This is a genomic window from Kitasatospora herbaricolor, from assembly GCF_030813695.1.
Lineage (GTDB): Bacteria > Actinomycetota > Actinomycetes > Streptomycetales > Streptomycetaceae > Kitasatospora > Kitasatospora herbaricolor.
On the sequence record NZ_JAUSVA010000002.1, the window covers coordinates 1,287,245 to 1,304,264 of the forward strand.

The 17,020-nt window shown below is 73.3% G+C and carries 15 protein-coding genes; 6 read left to right on the top strand and 9 right to left on the bottom strand.

Features of this window, described 5'->3' with window-relative positions:
* Window positions 1–78 precede the first annotated feature (78 nt).
* The 4 genes from J2S46_RS06030 to J2S46_RS06045 all read right to left on the bottom strand — a co-directional run bounded on the left by J2S46_RS06030 (window position 79) and on the right by J2S46_RS06045 (window position 4,325).
* Complete coding sequence (locus J2S46_RS06030; RefSeq protein WP_191294301.1) at window positions 79–510, bottom strand: hypothetical protein; 432 nt, start codon at window positions 508–510, stop codon at window positions 79–81.
* A gap of 14 nt (window positions 511–524) precedes the next feature.
* Window positions 525–1,073 (bottom strand): universal stress protein, encoded by a 549-nt coding sequence (locus tag J2S46_RS06035; protein ID WP_191294300.1) that lies wholly within the window; start codon window positions 1,071–1,073, stop codon window positions 525–527.
* A 428-nt stretch (window positions 1,074–1,501) separates the two neighbouring features.
* A complete protein-coding gene (locus J2S46_RS06040; protein ID WP_229913364.1) occupies window positions 1,502–3,313 on the bottom strand; it encodes an APC family permease in 1,812 nt (603 codons plus the stop codon).
* Between the two features lie 589 nt (window positions 3,314–3,902).
* Entirely contained in the window at window positions 3,903–4,325 is a 423-nt protein-coding gene (locus J2S46_RS06045; protein ID WP_191294298.1) for an arsenate reductase ArsC, read from the bottom strand.
* 104 nt (window positions 4,326–4,429) lie between these two features.
* Here J2S46_RS06045 and J2S46_RS06050 point away from each other — a divergent pair, with 104 nt between their 5' ends.
* Window positions 4,430–4,741, top strand: a complete 312-nt coding sequence (locus tag J2S46_RS06050) for an ArsR/SmtB family transcription factor (protein WP_191294297.1) — start codon at window positions 4,430–4,432, stop codon at window positions 4,739–4,741.
* A 50-nt stretch (window positions 4,742–4,791) separates the two neighbouring features.
* Window positions 4,792–5,580: an aquaporin gene (locus J2S46_RS06055; RefSeq protein ID WP_229913363.1), complete on the top strand. Its 789-nt coding sequence runs from the start codon at window positions 4,792–4,794 to the stop codon at window positions 5,578–5,580.
* A gap of 211 nt (window positions 5,581–5,791) precedes the next feature.
* Here the strand turns inward: J2S46_RS06055 and J2S46_RS06060 are convergent, their stop codons facing one another.
* From J2S46_RS06060 to J2S46_RS06070, 3 genes are all read right to left on the bottom strand, one after another.
* The gene (locus tag J2S46_RS06060; RefSeq protein WP_191294304.1) at window positions 5,792–6,265 is read right to left on the bottom strand and encodes a GNAT family N-acetyltransferase; all 474 of its coding nucleotides are present in this window, start codon (window positions 6,263–6,265) and stop codon (window positions 5,792–5,794) included.
* A gap of 16 nt (window positions 6,266–6,281) precedes the next feature.
* Window positions 6,282–6,620, bottom strand: coding sequence for an ArsR/SmtB family transcription factor (locus tag J2S46_RS06065; protein ID WP_229913362.1), 339 nt, complete (start codon window positions 6,618–6,620; stop codon window positions 6,282–6,284).
* A 70-nt stretch (window positions 6,621–6,690) separates the two neighbouring features.
* The gene (locus J2S46_RS06070) at window positions 6,691–7,053 is read right to left on the bottom strand and encodes an ArsR/SmtB family transcription factor (RefSeq protein WP_191294295.1); all 363 of its coding nucleotides are present in this window, start codon (window positions 7,051–7,053) and stop codon (window positions 6,691–6,693) included.
* Window positions 7,054–7,183: 130 nt separating this feature from the next.
* Between J2S46_RS06070 and J2S46_RS06075 the strand changes: the two genes are divergently transcribed.
* The 3 genes from J2S46_RS06075 (at window position 7,184) to J2S46_RS06085 (ending at window position 9,873) form a co-directional block, all read left to right on the top strand.
* Complete coding sequence (locus J2S46_RS06075; protein WP_191294294.1) at window positions 7,184–7,381, top strand: hypothetical protein; 198 nt, start codon at window positions 7,184–7,186, stop codon at window positions 7,379–7,381.
* Between the two features lie 47 nt (window positions 7,382–7,428).
* A complete protein-coding gene (locus tag J2S46_RS06080) occupies window positions 7,429–8,826 on the top strand; it encodes an NAD(P)-binding domain-containing protein (RefSeq protein WP_191294293.1) in 1,398 nt (465 codons plus the stop codon).
* A 516-nt stretch (window positions 8,827–9,342) separates the two neighbouring features.
* Complete coding sequence (locus J2S46_RS06085) at window positions 9,343–9,873, top strand: hypothetical protein (RefSeq protein ID WP_191294292.1); 531 nt, start codon at window positions 9,343–9,345, stop codon at window positions 9,871–9,873.
* 47 nt (window positions 9,874–9,920) lie between these two features.
* Here J2S46_RS06085 and J2S46_RS06090 read toward each other — a convergent pair whose 3' ends face one another.
* Entirely contained in the window at window positions 9,921–11,348 is a 1,428-nt protein-coding gene (locus J2S46_RS06090) for a hypothetical protein (RefSeq protein WP_191294291.1), read from the bottom strand.
* Between the two features lie 350 nt (window positions 11,349–11,698).
* Between J2S46_RS06090 and J2S46_RS06095 the strand changes: the two genes are divergently transcribed.
* On the top strand, window positions 11,699–12,232 hold the full coding sequence (locus J2S46_RS06095) for a GNAT family N-acetyltransferase (protein WP_191294290.1): 534 nt from the start codon (window positions 11,699–11,701) through the stop codon (window positions 12,230–12,232).
* Window positions 12,233–12,587: 355 nt separating this feature from the next.
* Here the strand turns inward: J2S46_RS06095 and J2S46_RS06100 are convergent, their stop codons facing one another.
* Window positions 12,588–16,694: a beta-galactosidase gene (locus J2S46_RS06100; RefSeq protein WP_191294289.1), complete on the bottom strand. Its 4,107-nt coding sequence runs from the start codon at window positions 16,692–16,694 to the stop codon at window positions 12,588–12,590.
* Window positions 16,695–17,020 lie beyond the last annotated feature (326 nt).

A 17,020-nucleotide genomic window follows, 5' to 3' on the forward strand; every position in this document is an offset into this window, starting at 1 on the left:
TGCACCGGATCGCGGCCGGCGGTCCATACGGGACCCTGACGGTGCCGAAGGGATCTCTGACGGGGCCTTGACGCCCGGTCAGTCGCCGGCGCTCCGCGGATGGTCCGGTGCAGGGAGCAACCGCACGCGGACCTTGCGCCGGGGCAGCGCGGCGGGCAGCGACAGCACCAGGGCTGCGGCGGTGAACAGCCCGAGGCGAGCGCCCTCGACACCCGCGCCGCCCCACTCCAGGGTGGCGTGACGGTGGACCACGAAACCGTTGAAGAACAGCCAGCCGGTCCCGGCGACGAGCGGGGCCGCCACCGGGCGTGAGACCGCCCCCAGGAGGGCGCAGAGGGCGGCGAAGGCGCCCAGGGCGAACCAGGTGGCGTGCAGCTCGCCGACCACGGCCAGTGCGGCGACGAGGGCGGCGAAGGCCCCGAAGGCGACCGTGCCCGACATGCCCGCCGGGAGACGGCCCACCACCGGCCGGAAGGTGCGCCGGCCGGGGCGGGCGCGGTACAGCATCATGGCGTGCGCCCCTTTCAGTGGCTCGGAGCCGGTGCGGTCGGCAGGTGCCGGAGGTGGCGCCGGTGGAACGCCGCCAGCTCGCGGTGGAGCGTGGGCCTCGGCACGGCGAGCACCGGACAGGCCGCGCGCCTGACGCAGTGCGCCGTCACGGATGGCCGAAGTCCCCGGCGCAGCCGGCTGCCACCGCCGGCCCCGACCACCAGCAGGTCGGCCGCGCGGTCCGCGGTGTGCACCAAGGCCGGGCCGCTGTCGCCGCGGATGACCCGGGCGGAGAACCGCACCCCCGTCGGCGCACCGCCGAACGCCTCGTCGAGGGCCTCGCGCAGGCGGGCCGCCGCGTCCTCCTGCCAGGTCGCCAGGAGGGGCGGGCAGGGCGCGAGCCGGTAGCCGTGCTCACCGCCCGGCGGGATCCAGGCGAGCACGGCCAGTACCTCGGCGCCGGTGGCGCGGCCCTCGGCGACAGCCCGGTGCAGCGCTGCCAGGCTGCCGAGCGATCCGCTCACACCGACCACGATCCGCCCGGGCCGCGGCTCGTCGCGGCCGACCCCGTACAGGTCCGTCATTTCCGTTCCTCGTTCACTCGACTGCCTCCAGCCAAGCCCGCCGGCATGAGGGGAGGAGGCTCCCTGACGACTTCCTGACGGCCGCGGTGGCGATCCGAACGCGTCCCTGACGGGGGAGGTCGGAGCCCCGGGACGGCGCGAACCTCCCGCGCCCCGGGCACGCCGCGCCCGATTCCCCGCCCCGCAGCCCCGGCGACGACCGCCGACCGCCCGGTCGCGCCGTGGTGGCCGTCGCGAGTCGTCCCGGCGGCCCGCCGGTGATCGGCAGCGCCCACCACGGCAGGGTCCAGCGGGCGCTGCACGGCTCGGTCGCCGGAAACCGCCGCGCCCACGCACGCCGCCAGGTGGTCGTGGTCTCCCCGTCCGCGCCGCTGGGGAGGACCGCGACCCGGCGGGTCCGCACCGGCCGGGCGGGACCTGAGCGGTGGTCAGCCGACGTGGACCCGGGGGCGGCGGGCGCGGTCCGGCTCGGCCTCCCGCAGGACTTCGCGGGTGACCGGGGCGACCTCGCCCTGTCCGAACAGGAAGAACCGCAGGAACTGCGCGAACGGGTTGCCCTCGGTCCACTCGAAGTAGATGTGCGGCTGCTGCCCGGTGGCGTCCCGCACGTGCAGCAGCAGCGCGGCGAGCGCGTTCGGGATGCTGGAGTGCTCCAGGGTCAGGACGCGGTAGCGCCCGTGCAGCACCTCGCCGCGGACGGTCAGCTCCGCCTCGAAGTCCGACGGGTCCCGGACGGTGACCTCCACGAACACCAGGTCGTCCTCGACCGGGATGTCGTTGTCCGTCCGGATCTGCTGGAGCTTCTCCCGGTACTCGGCGAGGTCCCGGTTGTCGGGCTCGTTGGCGATCAGCCGGATGGTCCGGTTCGAGCAGTCCCGCACGAAGCGCTCGGCGACCTGGTCGAGGACGACGTCCGTGACCCGCAGTTCGAAGGCACGGGCCAGCCGGGAGGCGAGGGAGACCAGCACGATCGCGGCGATGAAGCAGGCCCCGATCTTCACGCCGTCGGGCCGCTCGGCAATGTTGTCGCCGGTGGTGTAGACGAAGACCGCCGCGATGATCGCGAAGCCGACGGTCCAGCCGCGCTGGCCGGCCTGGTGCGCGGCGATGGTCACGGCGATGGCGGCCGAGGTGATCAGGACCAGGACACCGGTGGCGTAGGCGCCGCCCTGCTCGTCGACGCTGGCGTCGAAGATCCAGGTGATCAGGAAGGCGACCCCGGTGAGCACCAGCACCATCGGCCGCACGGCCCGCGCCCAGTGCGGCGCCATGCCGTAGCGCGGCAGGTAGCGGGGCATCAGGTTGAGCAGGCCGGCCATCGCGGAGGCCCCTGCGAACCAGAGGATGGCGATGGTGGAGACGTCGTAGACGCTGCCGAAGGCGCCGCCGAGGTATTCGTGGGCCAGGTAGGCCAGGGCGCGGCCGTTGGCCCCGCCGCCCGGCTCGAAGGCGGCGGGCGGGATCAGCAGGGTCGTGATGAAGCTGGTGGTGATCAGGAACACGCTCATGATCACGGCGGCGGTGGTGAGGAGCTTTCGGGTGCCGCGGATCCGCCCGACCGGCTTCTCCTCGGTGTCGCCCTCCTCGCCCTCGATGTGCGGCATCACCGCGACCCCGGTCTCGAACCCGGACAGGCCCAGGGCCAGCTTCGGGAAGACCAGCACGGCCACCCCGACCATGGCCACCACGTTGCCGTGCTCGACGGTCAGCGCGTGCGTCCAGTCCGTGACCAGGTCGGGATCCGACAGCACGTGCCACAGCCCGACCGCGACCACCACCACGTTCAGTGCGAGGTAGACCGCCACCAGCACCACGGCGACGCCGATCGCCTCGCTGAAGCCCTTGAGGAACACCGCCCCGAGCAGGGCCACCAGGATCATCGTGATCAGCACCTGGCGGCCGTGCAGTGCGCCGGTGAGGTGCGGGTTCTCCACCAGGTGCGCGGTGGCGTCGGCGGCGGACAGGGTGATGGTGATCACGAAGTCGGTCGCGGCGAAGCCGAGCAGCGCCAGGACGAACAGCTTGCCCTGCCAGAACGACAGCAGTCGCTCCAGCATGGCGATCGAGCCCTGCCCGTGCGGGCTCTCCTGGGCCACCCTCCGGTACACCGGCAGCGCCCCGCACAGGGTGACGATCACCAGCACGACGGTCGCCACCGGCGACAGCAGTCCGGCTGCCAGCGCCGCGATGCCGGGTTGGTAGCCCAGGGTGGAGAAGTAGTCCAGACCGGTCAGGCACATCACCCGCCACCAACGCTGCCGGTGCTCCGCGGGAGCTTCGGCGTGTGGGCCCGGGTGCTGCTTGACCCGGTCCGCCGCGCCCTCCAGCAGCCACGCCCGCAACCGCTGCCGCGCCGACGGCGAGGAACCGCGAGCATCCGAAGCTGAGGTCACCACCCTGCACTCCCGTCGGCCGCCACACGCCCCCGGCCGCCAGGCGAGCGGCCTCGCCAGGCTATGCGAGCCGGCCGCCCCACCCCCGCAGGACGCCGGCCGGCGCACTCACCGTCACCCCAACAGCGGCTGCCGCGCACCACGGGCCGAAGGCGGCGTCGAGGACCGGACCGGCCGGCAGGCGGACACCCACCGGTGTCGCTGCCGACCGTGCCCGTGGCCTTCGCCAGGTACAGCCGTGACGGCGGCTTCGCGGCGCCGGGCGCCAACCGCCGCTCCACCCCCGGCGTACTCGCCCACGTCCGGCCCGTCCAGCGCCTGGTGCCCGCCGACGCCCCGGCAGGTATCACCGCGGCCCCCCACCGGGCCGGCCGCCCGGGCGTGACCCGTACGGCCGGCCGCGAAGGCGCTCTTCGGTGTGCTCGCTCCTGGGCGTTCAGCCCTGCTGCGGCCCGGCGTCGATCTCGGCGATCAGGCCCTCGACGAGGCGCTTGATCTCGTCGCGGATGGGGCGGACCGCCTCGACACCCTGGCCGGCCGGGTCGTCGAGCTTCCAGTCCAGGTACTTCTTGCCGGGGAAGTACGGGCAGGCGTCGCCGCAGCCCATGGTGATGACGTAGTCGGAGGCCTGGACGGCTTCGGTGGTCAGCACCTTGGGCTTCCGGTCGGAGATGTCGATGCCGAGCTCGGCCATCGCGGCGACCGCCGACGGGTTGATCCGGTCTCCGGGCACGGAGCCGGCGGAGCGGACCTCGATGCGGTCGCCCGCGAGGTGGCGCAGGAAGCCGGCCGCCATCTGGGAGCGGCCCGCGTTGTGGATGCAGACGAACAGCACGGACGCGGAGGCGGTGGTGGGCATGGCTGTTCCTTCGTCGAGACCCGCGGCGGGGTGCGAGGCGTCTGCGGCCCGGGCGGGGCCGTGCGGCTTGGGATTTCCCCCGGCGGCCGCTAACGTATCAGCCCATGGTGATGTCAGTCGACAGTGACGTGTTGAAGGCCCTGGCCGACCCGCTGAGGATCCGGATCCTCACGCTGCTCGCCGAGGAGGCGCTGTGCACGACCCACCTCGTCGAGGAGACCGGCGCCCGGCAGACGAACCTGTCGAACCACCTCAGGATCCTCCGGGACGCCGGACTGGTCGACACCGAGCCCTGCGGTCGATTCACCTACTACTCGCTGCGCCCCGACGCCCTTGAGGCCGTGACGGCGGAGTTCGCCGGGCTGGCCGCCACCGCCCGTGAGGCCGCCGCGAACCGTCGCAAGCGGTCCTGCTGAACCACCCACCCCCGCCCGGCGGCCAGCCCGCCCCGTCCGAGGAGTACCCGTTGAGCGCCATAGAGGCCGGACCCGACATCGCGGACCCGTCCAGGGTCGAGCCTCCCCCGGCCTCCGGCCGGGGGCGCCGGCACGCCGTCCCGCTCGCCAACCGCGTCGCGGCCGAGCTGGTCGGCACCGCCGCGCTGGTCGCCGTCGTGGTCGGCTCCGGCATCCAGGCCACCGAGCTCAGCAAGGACGTCGGCCTGCAACTGCTCGCCAACTCGCTGGCCACCGTCTTCGGCCTCGGTGTGCTGATCCTGCTGCTCGGCCCCGTCTCCGGCGCGCACTTCAACCCGGTCGTCACACTGGCCGAGTGGTGGACCGGCCGCAAGGACCCCGAGGGCCTCGGCCCGCGCGAGGTCGCCGCCTACATCCCCGCGCAGATCGTCGGCGCGATCGCCGGGGCGGTCCTGGCCGACGCGATGTTCGGCAAGGCGCTGGTGCAGTGGTCCACGCACGAGCGGTCCGCCGGGCACCTGCTGCTCGGCGAGGTCGTCGCCACGGCGGGCCTGGTTCTGCTGATCTTCGGACTCGCGAGGACCGACCACCTGCGGTTCGCGCCGGTCGCGGTCGCCTCCTACATCGGCGCCGCGTACTGGTTCACGTCGTCCACCTCCTTCGCCAACCCGGCCGTCACCATCGGGCGCGCCTTCACCGACACCTTCGCGGGCATCGCCCCGGGCTCCGTACCGGGCTTCGTCGGCCTGCAGTTGGTCGGCGGCGTCGTGGGCCTGGCCCTGGTGGCACTGGTCTTCGACCACCGCCGCCGCACCTCGGCCACGGCCGGTTCGAAGTGAGCGAGGCCCGGCGCACCCGGGCCCTCGCCGCCGGCCGGCAGGCCCAGCCGGCTTCCACCTGCGGCTCCGGGCTCTGGTTCACGATCCTCGACGCCGCTCCCGAGCACTCCCGGCCCCGGCCGACCATGCGGGCGCGGTACCGGCACGACGGCAGCGGCAGCGGCAGCGGCAGCGGCAGCGGCAGCGGCAGCGGCAGCTCATCGTCTCCCGCTCACTCGACGACCGGGCTTCGGCGTTCGACCAGCACGACGTCGCGCCAGACGCCGTGCTGCCGGCCGATCCGCTCGCGGGTGCCGACGACGCGGAAGCCCGCCCGCCGGTGCAGGGCGAGGCTGGCGGTGTTCTCGGGGAAGATCCCGGACTGGATCGTCCAGACGCCGGCTGCCTGCGTGGAGTGGATCAGGGCGTCCAGCAGGGCACGGGCGACGCCGCGCCCACGGGCCTCGGGGTGGACGTAGACGGAATGCTCGACCACACCGGCGTAGGCGCAGCGGTCGGAGACCCGGCTCGCGGCGACCCAGCCGAGCACCCGGCCTCCCGGCTCAAGGGCGACGTGGCGGTGGGCCGGGAGCTTGCCGGCGTCGAAGGCCTCCCAGGTCGGAGCCGCGGTCTCGAAGGTGGCGTCACCTTCGTCGATCCCGGCCTGGTAGATCGTCAGGACCTGGGTGGCATGGGCGGCGGCCATCGGGGCGACGGTGAAGTCAGCGGCCACGGTCGGCCCCCTGCCCGGCGGAGTCCTCGCCGAGAATCGTCCGCACCGCGGCCGGGAAGACCGCCAGGCAGGTCCGGTTGACCTCGTACCGGGTGGAGGTGCCCTGGCGCTCGGCCTGGACGAAGCGCACCTCGGCGAGGATCTTCAGGTGGTGCGAGACGGTGGACTGGCCGACGCTCGCCCGCTCGACGATCTCACCGACGGCCATCGGGCGGCCCTCGACGGCCAGCAGGTGGAGCAGCCGGACACGGGTCGGGTCGGCCAGCGCCCTGAACCACGCCGCGTACCGCCCGGCGGCTTCCGCGTCGATCAGGGGGATGGGACGCATCTCATTCATCGACAATCGACGATAGTCGATGAAAGGCCACGGCAAAAGCCCCGCCGACCGGGGCGGGCCGTCAGCGAGCGGCCGACAGCAGGCCGGCCATGGCGGCGAGCGCCTCGGGGGCGACCCGGTAGTAGACCCAGGTGCCGCGCCGCTCGCTGGTGAGCAGGCCGGCCTCGCGGAGCTTCTTGAGGTGATGGGAGACGGTGGGCTGGGAGACGCCGACGTCCTGGATGTCGCACACGCACGCCTCACCGCCCTCGTGGGAGGCGACCCGGGAGAACAGCCGCAGGCGCACGGGGTCCGCGAGCGCCTTGAACATCGCGGCCATCCTCACCGAATCCGCCTCGGACAGGGCTGCCGAGGTGACGGGCGGGCAGCAGGGCACGGCCTCGGGCTCGACCACCGGCAGCTCCACCAACTTCAGATTCGACATACGTCTATGTTGACATCCATCGAAGCCACCGGCAAGCTCGGAGGTGCATCGACAAACGTCGAATCAGCAAGGCGGCCGACGGCTTTCCCGGTCCGCCGAGCCGTACCTGCCCCTCGCCGAGGAGATCGTCATGAGCGAGCACGCCACCCCGGACACCGCCACCCGCTCCACCGGCTGCTGCGGCCCGGTCGCCACCGAACGCCCGGCCGTGCAGGTGACCGCAGCCGCGGCCCCCTGTTGCGGGACCGCCGAGCACGCCGGCTCCGAGGCCTGCTGCGACCCGGCCGCCAGGCGTGAGGCCGTCGCAGCCGGTGCCGGCTGCTGCTGACCCGTCCCCCGCCCCCCGCACCGCCGCATCCTCCCGGAGACCCTGACATGAGCGAGAACACCCCCACCGATCAGCTGCCCGTCGTCGTGATCGGCGCCGGCCCGGTCGGCCTGGCCGCCGCCGCCCACCTGATCGGGCGGAACATCGAGCCCCTCGTCCTGGAGGCCGGGCCCGGCGCCGGCACGGCGGTGCGCGAGTGGGCCCACGTCCGGCTTTTCTCGCCCTGGGCCGAGGTCGTCGACCCGGCCGCCGAGAAGCTCCTCGCCCCCACCGGCTGGGTCCGCCCCGACGGCGCCTCCTACCCGTCCGGCGCCGACTGGGCCGAGCTCTACCTGCAGCCGCTCGCCGACGTCCTCGGCGGTCGCGTCCGCTACGGCGCCCGGGTCACCGGCGTCGCGCGCGCCGGACGCGACCGGATCGTCGATTCCGGGCGCGCCGAGCAGCCGTTCACCGTCCACCTCACCGCGGCCGACGGGAGCGAGGAGCGCATCACCGCCCGCGCCGTCGTCGACGCCTCCGGCACCTGGTCCACCCCCAACCCGCTCGGCGCCGACGGCCTGCCCGCCCTCGGCGAACGCACCCACGGCGCCCGGATCTCCTACCGCGTCCCCGACCTGAAGGACGCTGCCGTCCGTGCCCGGTACGCGGGCAGGCGCACCGCCGTCGTCGGCACCGGCGCCTCCGCGTTCACCGCCCTCGCATCCCTCGCCGACCTGGCGAAGGAGGAGCCCGGCACGCACGCGGTCTGGGTGCTCCGGCGCGGCCTCGGCGGCTCGACCTACGGCGGCGGCGACGCCGACCAGCTCCCCGCCCGCGGTGCGCTCGGCCTCCGCGCCAAGGCGGCCGTCGAGGCAGGTCACGCGAGCGCCCTCACCGGGTTCCGCACCGCCGGCGTCGAAGAGGCCGACGGCCGGCTGGTCCTGCTCTCGGAGGACGGGCGGCGCAGCGATCCGCTGGACGAGGTCGTCGTCCTGACCGGCCTGCGCCCGGACCTGTCGTTCCTCTCCGAGGTCCGCCTCGGCCTCGACGAACGCCTCCAGGCTCCCCTGGCGCTCGCGCCGCTGGTCGACCCCAACCAGCACTCCTGCGGCACCGTCTACCCGCACGGCGCGGCCGAACTCTCCCACCCCGAGAGCGACGTCTACCTGGTCGGCATGAAGTCCTACGGCCGCGCGCCCACGTTCCTGGCCATGACAGGCTACGAGCAGGTCCGCTCCGTCGCCGCCGCCCTGGCCGGCGACCACGCGGCCGCCGCCCGCGTCGAACTGACCCTGCCGGAGACCGGCGTGTGCGGCGGCGCCGGCCTGTTCGACCAGCCGGGCACCGCCCCGGCCGACACCGGGCAGACGGACACCGGTGGCTGCTGCTCGACGCCCGCCGCGCCGCAGCTCATCACCCTCGGCGCCGCTCCGCAGGACTCCTGCTCACCCACGGGCGGCTGCTGACCGGTCCACCCACCTGGGCGCGACACCCCCCCCCGCCCCGTTTGCACCGTGGCCAGCCCTGGCGGCCGGTGGTCGGCGGTGGGGCCGCGCGGTGGGGCCGGCCGGTGGTCCTGGAGCTGGGGGGACGTCGCCGGGAAGGGTGCGACAGCAGGGTGGGGCAGCGGGCGCAGCGCCCGCTGCCCCGATTGCACGAGCGCGCCCCAGTCGCAACGTCGAGCCCTGCCCCGGGGGCGGACGCGACGGACAGGGCGCCGGCCCATGCGCCCGGCCACCAGGTGGTGGCCTCCCGCCCTGCTCCCGGCCGACCGGGCCGCCCCACCCGAACCGCCGCCTTCGGCCTCGGCTCCGAGCTGGTCCGCTTGCCGACATCATGCGACCGAGCTTCTGGCACTTGTGTTCTAATGCGCTGTCACGCCGTCCGCGCACACCCTGCGAGTGCACCCCCAGAACCGGGAGCAGTACCGGCCGATGAACGCTGCATGCCCCCGATGCGCCGAGTCCGACCAGACCGTGAGCGTGCCGCACACCTTGACCGATGTCGCCCACCCGCTCGGGGAGCCGGAGCGCGGCCTGCTCCTGCCGCCGCCGCCGGCGGCACCGGTGGCGGTCGCACGCAGCACACCCGCCGTCGTGCTCCACACGGTGGCGGGCGTGATCACCGTCCTGTGGCTGATGAACGTGGCCAAGGGCGTCCCGGACCCGGAGGTCGCCGACGCTTCCTACCGTCTGGGCTACCTCGTCGGCCCGCTGATCCTCTCCGTGCCCTTGGCGCTGATCGGGCTGGTCGTGCAGGTGGCGACGCGGCGGCGCCGGGTCCGGGCGGCCGAGGACGCTACCAGGGCGAGGCACGCGGTCCAGGAGCGGCGCCACCAGGTCTGGCAGGCGTCGTGGCTGTGCCGACGGTGCCGGGTGGCGTTCTTCCCGAAGGGGTCGGTCAGCCCGGACCACCCCGCCTCCCCTGCCATCGCGGTCGCGCAGCTTCCGATGTGGGTGACCACGACGGCCGAGCGTGCGTTCGGCGTGCCGGAGCCGACCGGCCCGCGCTGACCGTTGATCCCTGTTCGCGGCGGCCGGCCGCCCGGGCCGCACGTCCCTCACCGGCCCTCCAGCACCCAACCGGCGTTGTAAGGGTCGGACACCGCCAGCAGGGCGCCCGGCCGCACCGGGAGGGCGTCGGCCGGGGTGGCCGGCGGCTCGGCCGTCAGCCGGCCGACGCTGCGCAGCTCCTCGGAGAGCACGTCGACGGTGATGGGCAGCGGGTGTCCGGCGAGATGGGTCAGCCGCAGGGCGGCCGCGGGCCCGCTCCAGCGCACCAGGGTGCTGCCCGTGCTCTCCCGCCGAGGGGCGAAGGAGCGCACGGAGTCGAGCGGGGTGACCTGCAGCCGCCACTGCCCCCAGGCGAGGACGCGGATCAGCTCGGGCGCCGTGCCGGCGCCGATCAGGGCACCGTGACAACTGCGGCCGCGCGTGCCCGTCTTCAGCCGCCAGTCGTAGCGGCCCGGGCCCCAGCCCGTCACCTCGGCGACGTTGGACTCCCCGACGTGCGCGACGGACAGCACGGCGGGCGGGCCCTCGTAGCGCAGCACCTCGGCGCCGTTGCCCGCGGCCGCAGACCGCAGCGACCGGGCGTGCTCGACCTCGGTGAGCCGCAGCTCCCACTCCCGGTCCGGCCCGTCGACCCGGATCCGCAGACTGCGCAGGCCCGCCGTCCGCTCGTCGGCCCCGAGGAGGAAGCGGTGGTCGGGGCTGTAGCCGAGGCCGGGCAGGTACTCGCGCCGCAGCCCGTCGTCGTCCAGCACCTCCAGGCTGGGGGCCAGCTGGCGTCCCCGCCCCTCGTAATGGAAGTCGAGCAGGACGGGGCCGTCCGCGCGTGGCCGTTCGAACAGCGTCGTCGCGGTGCCGGCCCAGCGCCGCACGGGCGAGTGCGGATCCGGCGCGTCGACGGGCGTGACGCTGATCGACCAGTCCTGCCCCTGCTCCACCGCGAGCAGCGTCGGCCCGTCCAGCGGGACGACGAAGCGCCAGGTCGACCGCGCCCCGGTGTCCGTTCCGGCCGCGGGGCCGGAGCTCTCCAGCCCGTGCGGCACCGACTTCAGGTCGACCCGGGCCCGGTCAGGGCCGTCGGGGTGGGCCGCCAGGACGAACCGCTCGCGGGTGGCGCGGTGGGTGATCGTCGCCCACCCGGCCGGTCCCCGGTAGTCCAGCACCTCCGGGCCCGCTCCCTCGACCTCGCGGGTGAAGGTCCGCGCGGTGGGAACCTCGCGTACCCGCAGCGACCAGTGGCCCTCGGTCTCCACCCACAACCTCTGGTGCCGCCCCTGTCGGTCCCGGGGGAGCAGCACCAGCGCCTCGGAGTCCTCGGCGTCGAACCGTCGGACGAAGTGGCCGCGGCGGCCGGTGGGGCGCACGGTGAAGAGGTCCATCAGCGCCCCGCGCTGCTTGCGGACGGCGAGCAGCACCGCGCGCTCGGGCTTCGGGAACTCCAGCCGTGCCCGCCCCTGGCCCTTTCCCCGGCTGAACACGTGATCCGCCACCGTCCCACCCCTCCCCCGCCGCCGTGGGCACGTCCGCGCCTGCGGTACGAACGGCACCCACAGCACGGTACGGGCGGGACGGGGCCCGCGTCATCGCCTTGCACCGTCCGGGATCGAGGGCGCTCCCGCCGGCCCAGGGAAGCCCTGACCACGGCGTCGACCCGCTTGGCCTGGCTGGTCGACGACCGGCGGACCGGTCAGGGCCGGTGCCGGTAGCCGCCGGCCGGCCCGCCGGGTGAACCGATCGCCGCCGGGTTGCTCCCCTCCACGATCCAGCCGTGCGGCCGCGGGGAGGCGGGAGCATCATGGGCAACAGGAAGACTGAGGAGGTCCGGGCGATGGACGTCGCGTTGGTCACCGACCGGCTCGTCATTCGGGACTGGTCCGTCGACGATGCCGAGGATGCCCTGGCGATCTACGGTTCGCCGGATGTCGCGCGTTGGCTCACTCCGGCGATGGAACGCGTCGGTGACGTGGCGGCGATGCGCTCGGTGTTGCAGGCCTGGCAGGAGGCGCAGCCGAATCTGCCGGCGCCTCGGGGCCGGTGGGCCGTGCAGCGCCGGGAGGACGGCGCGGTGGTGGGTGGCCTCGGCATCCGGCTGTTGCCACCGTACGAGGACGACCTGGAGATGAGCTGGCAGGTGGCCCCCGAGGCCTGGGGGCAGGGTTATGCCACCGAGGGCGGCCGCGCGCTCATCGCCTGGGCCTTCACCCAGGACGCCGAGGAACTCTTCGCGGTGGCGCGGCCGAACAACGTCCGCGCCATCGCCATGGCGAGGCGCCTCGGCATGGAGTGGGTCGGCGAGACCACCAAGTACTACGGCCTCAGTCTGCAGGTCTACCGCATCCGCCCCGGTGACCTGACCGGTTGAGCGGCACCCGCCCCGGACGCGCCACGAAGAACACCGAAGGACCCGGCCCGTCGCGATGCTGTGCCGTAGGCCGGTCGCCGAGTTCGACGGTTCGGCCCGGCCACCGTCGACGGGCCCGGCGCCCGGGACGTACGTCCGTCGGGTGGCGCGCGGCGAAGGAGCGGGGCCGCTGCTCCGGTCGGGCCGGTACGTGCCTTGCGGAGGGGACACGTTCGCCGGCGCGGGTTCTGAGATCCTGCTGGCCGTCGGGAGTGCGGGTGCGGTCCGACCTCGTGTTCGGGGGATGGCGCGGGGGCGCACGGCCGCCGGCCGGGAGGGCGGTCGCCTCCCGGCCGGCGGTCGTGCTGTTCAGGTGTCAGGAGCAGTACACCTTGGGGTTCGCCCAGTCGGCGTGGTCGTTGCCGTTGCCGTCCCCGCCGTCTCCTGCGGCGAGTTCGAGAACGGTGGTCCCGGCGGGGACGGCGATGTCGATGGTGGTGGCGGCGGTGTCGCTGCCGCGCAGGACCGGGGTGGTGGTCAGGGTGGTGCCGTCGGCGCGGACGCTGTAGGTCACCGAGCCGTTGTTGCCGACCTCGTCGTCGACGCCGACGGTGGCGGTGAAGCGGTTGCAGTGACCGCCGACGTAGACGGCGAAGCTGCTCCTGGCGTTGGTGCCGATGCCCAGGGTGTAGGTCGCGCCGGCGATCTTGATGGAGTTGTTGTCGTTGCTCTTGTCGATCTTGACCGCCCCGTTCCAGCCGTTGACGGATGCCAGGAACGGCAGCTTGCCGACGTCCGTGGTGCTGGTGGGTGCGGTCACGGAGCGGACGGTGCGGGTGTCGGTGAGCTGCTGGGCGGTGTTCTGCTGGGTGTAGGCGGCGGTGGTGGTGAGGGGGGTGATGGCGGTGAGGGTGCCGGTGGGGGCGGTGACGTTCCAGGTGGCGGTGAAGGAGGAGCCGGCCGTGACGGTGGCCGCGGTGGTGGGGCCGGTGGGCTGCGCGCTCCAGCCGGTGGGCAGGTTGAGGGCGAGGCCGACGTTCGAGGCGTCGGGCTGTCCGTTGGGGACGGCGAAGGCCGCGGAGAGGGGGTAGGTTCCGGCCGTGGTGACGTTGTCGGGCGCGTTCAGGGTGAGCGCGGCGTTGTGGGCCGGGGTGGTGTAGGTGGCGGGAGCGTAGCCGGGTCCGGTGACCGGCGCGGGGTTGAGCGGGGAGGCGGTGGTGCCGAGGTTCTCCAGGGTCACGGTGCCCAGGCCGCCGTTGGTGGCGCCCTCGTTCCACAGGGCGACGGCGATGCTGTTGTCGCCGCGGGGGTTGAGGATGCCGTTGGGGAGCGGGAAGACGTGCTGCGGGCCGACGTTGTTGATGTAGGTGCCGAGCAGCCAGCCGTTGACGTAGATCAGGGCCCGGTACTTGCGGTTCGGGTCGTCGGCGATCTTCAGGCCGATCGAGGTGTCCTGCCCGGCGGGCACGTTGAGCGTGGCCTTGGTGCGGTACCACGAGACGCCGGGGGTGTTGTCGCGGGTGGTCAGGGTGGTGCCGGTCCAGGAGCTGTCGGGGAAGTCGGGCAGGGTCCAGCCGGACCGCTCGCCGTACAGGCCGCCGGTGTTCATCGGACCGCGCGCGGTGTCGACCAGGTCCTCACCGCCGAGGGCGCCCTGGATCCGCCAGGTGATCGCCGACAGCGGAGCGCCGGTGAGGAACGCGCCGGTCAGACCGCGGGCCGCCTTGTTCGAGTCGTCGGTGCCCGGGTTCTGGCTGTGGCCCAGGTTCTCGACCAGGACCGACACCTCGTTGTCCACGCCGGGCTTGAACACACCCGCCGGGAACGTGACGTTGCTGGAGCTCCCGCCGCTGTAGGTGCCGGCGAAGGTGCCGTTCACCCACACCGAGAGGATGCCGGGGCCCCCGGTCATCGACGACAGGTTGACACCCGTTGCGCCGCTCGCACCGTTGAAGTGGCCGCGGTACCACACGTCGCCGTAGTGGTAGCCGTAGTCGTCCGCGAACAGCACCGGCAGGGTGCCCGGCACGGTGATGCTGTTCGAGCTGGTCCTGTCCGCGAACTTCCACGAGGAGTCGTCGAACCCGGGCTGCGCCTCGGGGGACTCCGCGGCGTGCTTCCAGTCCGTGAGGGCGGGCAGCACGACCGGGGAGGGCCCGGCGAGAACGGCCGCGGCGGATCCGCCGACACCGCTCTGGGTGGCCAGGGCCGCGCCGTTCCAGGTGATCGGGTCGGTGCCCTTCGCGAACACCTCCACGCTCTGCTGCGAGGAGCTGTCGCCGGTCAGGTCGAGGCGGCCGGAGGCGGCGGTCGCGGTGCGCAGCAGGTCGCCGCCGTGGACGAGGACGGGGCCGTTCGCGGTGTCGGTGCGCCAGAACTTCTTGGCGTTCTGGTCGTCGCCGAGCAGCAGCAGGAGCGGGCGGGTGGCGCCGGGGCCGCTGATCAGGACGCGGGCGAGGCCGTTGTGGGTGTAGTTGAGGCGCAGATCGCCGGTGGCGGGGTCCCAGGTCTGGTCGACGGTGCCGGCCAGGACCTGAACGGTCGGCTGCTGGGCGTAGTTGAGGACGGTTTCGCCCGCCTGGCCGCTGCGGCCGTAGAGGACGGCGACGTCGCGGTCGCCGATCTGGGCGTGCGTCATGATCTCGGAGGTGGAGTACTGCAGCTGGGTGGCGCCGAGCCTGTAGTCGGCGACGAGGATCTTGGAGTCGCGGCCGGCGAAGGTGATCGCGGTGCCGGCCTTCTGCGGAACGGCCGGGTAGGCGCGGGTCTTCGTCGCGTCGACGGCGTCGATCGCGTCGACGGAGACGAAGGTGGCGAGGGAGGCGGGGTTCTTCTGCCCGGTGACGACGATCTTCAGGGTGTGGTTGCCTGCTGCCAGGCCGTCCTTGCTGAAGATCACCTGGTCCTTGACCTCGGCGCCGGCGCCGTAGCTGTCGACGGTGTCGACCTTCACACCGTCGACGTAGACGTCGGCGAGACCGTGGTTGGCGGCCTTGGAGCCGATCCAGCGGACACCGGTGCCGTTGAACGGCACGGTGAGGCTGTCGTTGGTCTTGTTGGACCAGGACTCGGTGCGCTGGTACTCGCCGGCGGTGTAGCTGGCGCTCTGGTCGGCGTGCGTCCAGGTGCCGGTGTACTGGACCTGGCCGGCGGTGTCGTCGAACGTGTAACCGGAGTGGTTGCCGCCCACGGTCAGCGCCATGCCCGTGGAGTCGGTGCTCGTGGACGTGGAGTCCTTGTGGCGCAGGGTGTGGAACTGGGTGCCGGTGCCGGGGTTGCGGCGGGCGGTGTCGGTGATCGCGGTCGGGTTGGTGAGCGCGGGGGCCGTCACCTTGTCGGTCCTGGTGATGGGGGTGACGCTCTGCAGGAAGTAGCCGATCAGCTTGTCCTGCTGCAACTTGTCGGTGAGCTGCCGGGCCTCGGTGATGGCTCCGCCGTAGTCGTACGAGGTGTAGGTGCCGCTCACGGCCTGCCGGCCCCAGTTGGTGCCGCCGTACAGCATGTAGAGGCTCTGCATGGTCACGCCGGAGGCGATGTTGTTCTTGTAGAACACCGAGGCGAAGTCGGCGCCCATCTTCTCGCGGCACTTGTCGCCGTCCGAGCCGCCCCAGTAGTTGATGGAGCCGCCCTGGAACTCCGGGAGGAAGAGCGGCTTTCCGGCGGGCTTCTTGCTGGAGTAGTCCGACACCGGCTTCCAGGTGGGGTCGGCGCAGGTGAACAGGAGCGGGTAGTCGTCGAAGCCGTCGATGTCGACCGGGCTGTTGGTGAAGTTGTAGTGGTCCCAGTGGTTGCCGGTGAGGGGCACGTCGAGGCCGGCGTCGCGGGCCTTCTGCTTGAGGTGCGCCACGTAGTCGATGTCGGCGGGCGCGGTTTTGGCGAACTCGTTCTCGAGCTGGTAGGCGATGACCGTGCCCTGGCCGGTGGTGAGCTGGTGGCGGGCGATGATCGGGTTGATGTGGTCGAGCCACTCGTCGATGCTGGCGACGTGGTCCGGGTCGAGGGACTTCTCGTGGCCGGGTGTCACGTTGAGCCAGGCCGGGTAGCCGCCGCCGTCGACCTCGGCCTGGATGTAGGGGCCGGGTCGGGCGATGACGTAGATGCCGACCTCGTTGGCGATGTCGAGGAGCTTGTCGACGTCGCGGACCCCGGTGAAGTCGTAGACGCCCTTCTTCGGCGAGTGGTAGGCCCAGTCGAAGTAGAGGGAGACGGTGTTGAAGCCGCCGGCCTTCATCTTCTGCAGGGTGTCGCGCCACAGGTCGGGACTGGGCTGACGGAAGTAGTGGAACTCCCCGCCGAAGATGTAGGTGGGCTTGTCGTCGATCTTCAGGGAGTAGTCGTCCCAGGTGACGGTGTGGGGAGTGGGGGTCGCCGCGGGGGCGGCGGCCGGCGCGGCCTGGGCGGGCATGGTGCCGGCGAGTCCGCCGAGTGCCAGGGCCGCACTGACCAGCAGGGCGGGGATCGCCCTGTGACCGGTTCTGCGCATCGCTTCTCCTGTGGTGCTGTGGGTGGGGGTCCCGGCGGTGTCGCTGCCGGAAGTCGGTGGTGCGGGCCGGAGCGCCGGGGAGGCGCGGCCTTTCAGGGGTGGGCGGAGGCGGCAGGGTGGCGCGGTCCAGGTCGGCTGTGCCGCCCCGTCGGGCCTGTGGCCGGGGGACACCGGCCGGGTGCCCTTGCACGGTGTCGCGGTGTCCGTGGCGGGCCCGGTCGTCCCCACCGGGCTCCTGTGTGCAGCGCGGTGGGGGGCGGCGCTGCCCCGCACGCGGGGCAGGGACGAGGTAGGACTGCGCACTCGTGGGCTCGGGGGAGGTCGCG

What these genes read in the sequence shown, in the direction of transcription:
- J2S46_RS06030 (WP_191294301.1), bottom strand. Translation starts at nt 510, where the DNA reads ATGATGCTGTACCGCGCCCGCCCCGGCCGGCGCACCTTCCGGCCGGTG.
- J2S46_RS06065 (WP_229913362.1), bottom strand. Translation starts at nt 6,620, where the DNA reads ATGCGTCCCATCCCCCTGATCGACGCGGAAGCCGCCGGGCGGTACGCG.
- J2S46_RS06040 (WP_229913364.1), bottom strand. Translation starts at nt 3,313, where the DNA reads ATGTGCCTGACCGGTCTGGACTACTTCTCCACCCTGGGCTACCAACCC.
- J2S46_RS06060 (WP_191294304.1), bottom strand. Translation starts at nt 6,265, where the DNA reads ATGGCCGCCGCCCATGCCACCCAGGTCCTGACGATCTACCAGGCCGGG.
- J2S46_RS06075 (WP_191294294.1), top strand. Translation starts at nt 7,184, where the DNA reads ATGAGCGAGCACGCCACCCCGGACACCGCCACCCGCTCCACCGGCTGC.
- J2S46_RS06045 (WP_191294298.1), bottom strand. Translation starts at nt 4,325, where the DNA reads ATGCCCACCACCGCCTCCGCGTCCGTGCTGTTCGTCTGCATCCACAAC.
- J2S46_RS06070 (WP_191294295.1), bottom strand. Translation starts at nt 7,053, where the DNA reads ATGTCGAATCTGAAGTTGGTGGAGCTGCCGGTGGTCGAGCCCGAGGCC.
- J2S46_RS06100 (WP_191294289.1), bottom strand. Translation starts at nt 16,694, where the DNA reads ATGCGCAGAACCGGTCACAGGGCGATCCCCGCCCTGCTGGTCAGTGCG.
- J2S46_RS06095 (WP_191294290.1), top strand. Translation starts at nt 11,699, where the DNA reads ATGGACGTCGCGTTGGTCACCGACCGGCTCGTCATTCGGGACTGGTCC.
- J2S46_RS06050 (WP_191294297.1), top strand. Translation starts at nt 4,430, where the DNA reads ATGGTGATGTCAGTCGACAGTGACGTGTTGAAGGCCCTGGCCGACCCG.
- J2S46_RS06080 (WP_191294293.1), top strand. Translation starts at nt 7,429, where the DNA reads ATGAGCGAGAACACCCCCACCGATCAGCTGCCCGTCGTCGTGATCGGC.
- J2S46_RS06035 (WP_191294300.1), bottom strand. Translation starts at nt 1,073, where the DNA reads ATGACGGACCTGTACGGGGTCGGCCGCGACGAGCCGCGGCCCGGGCGG.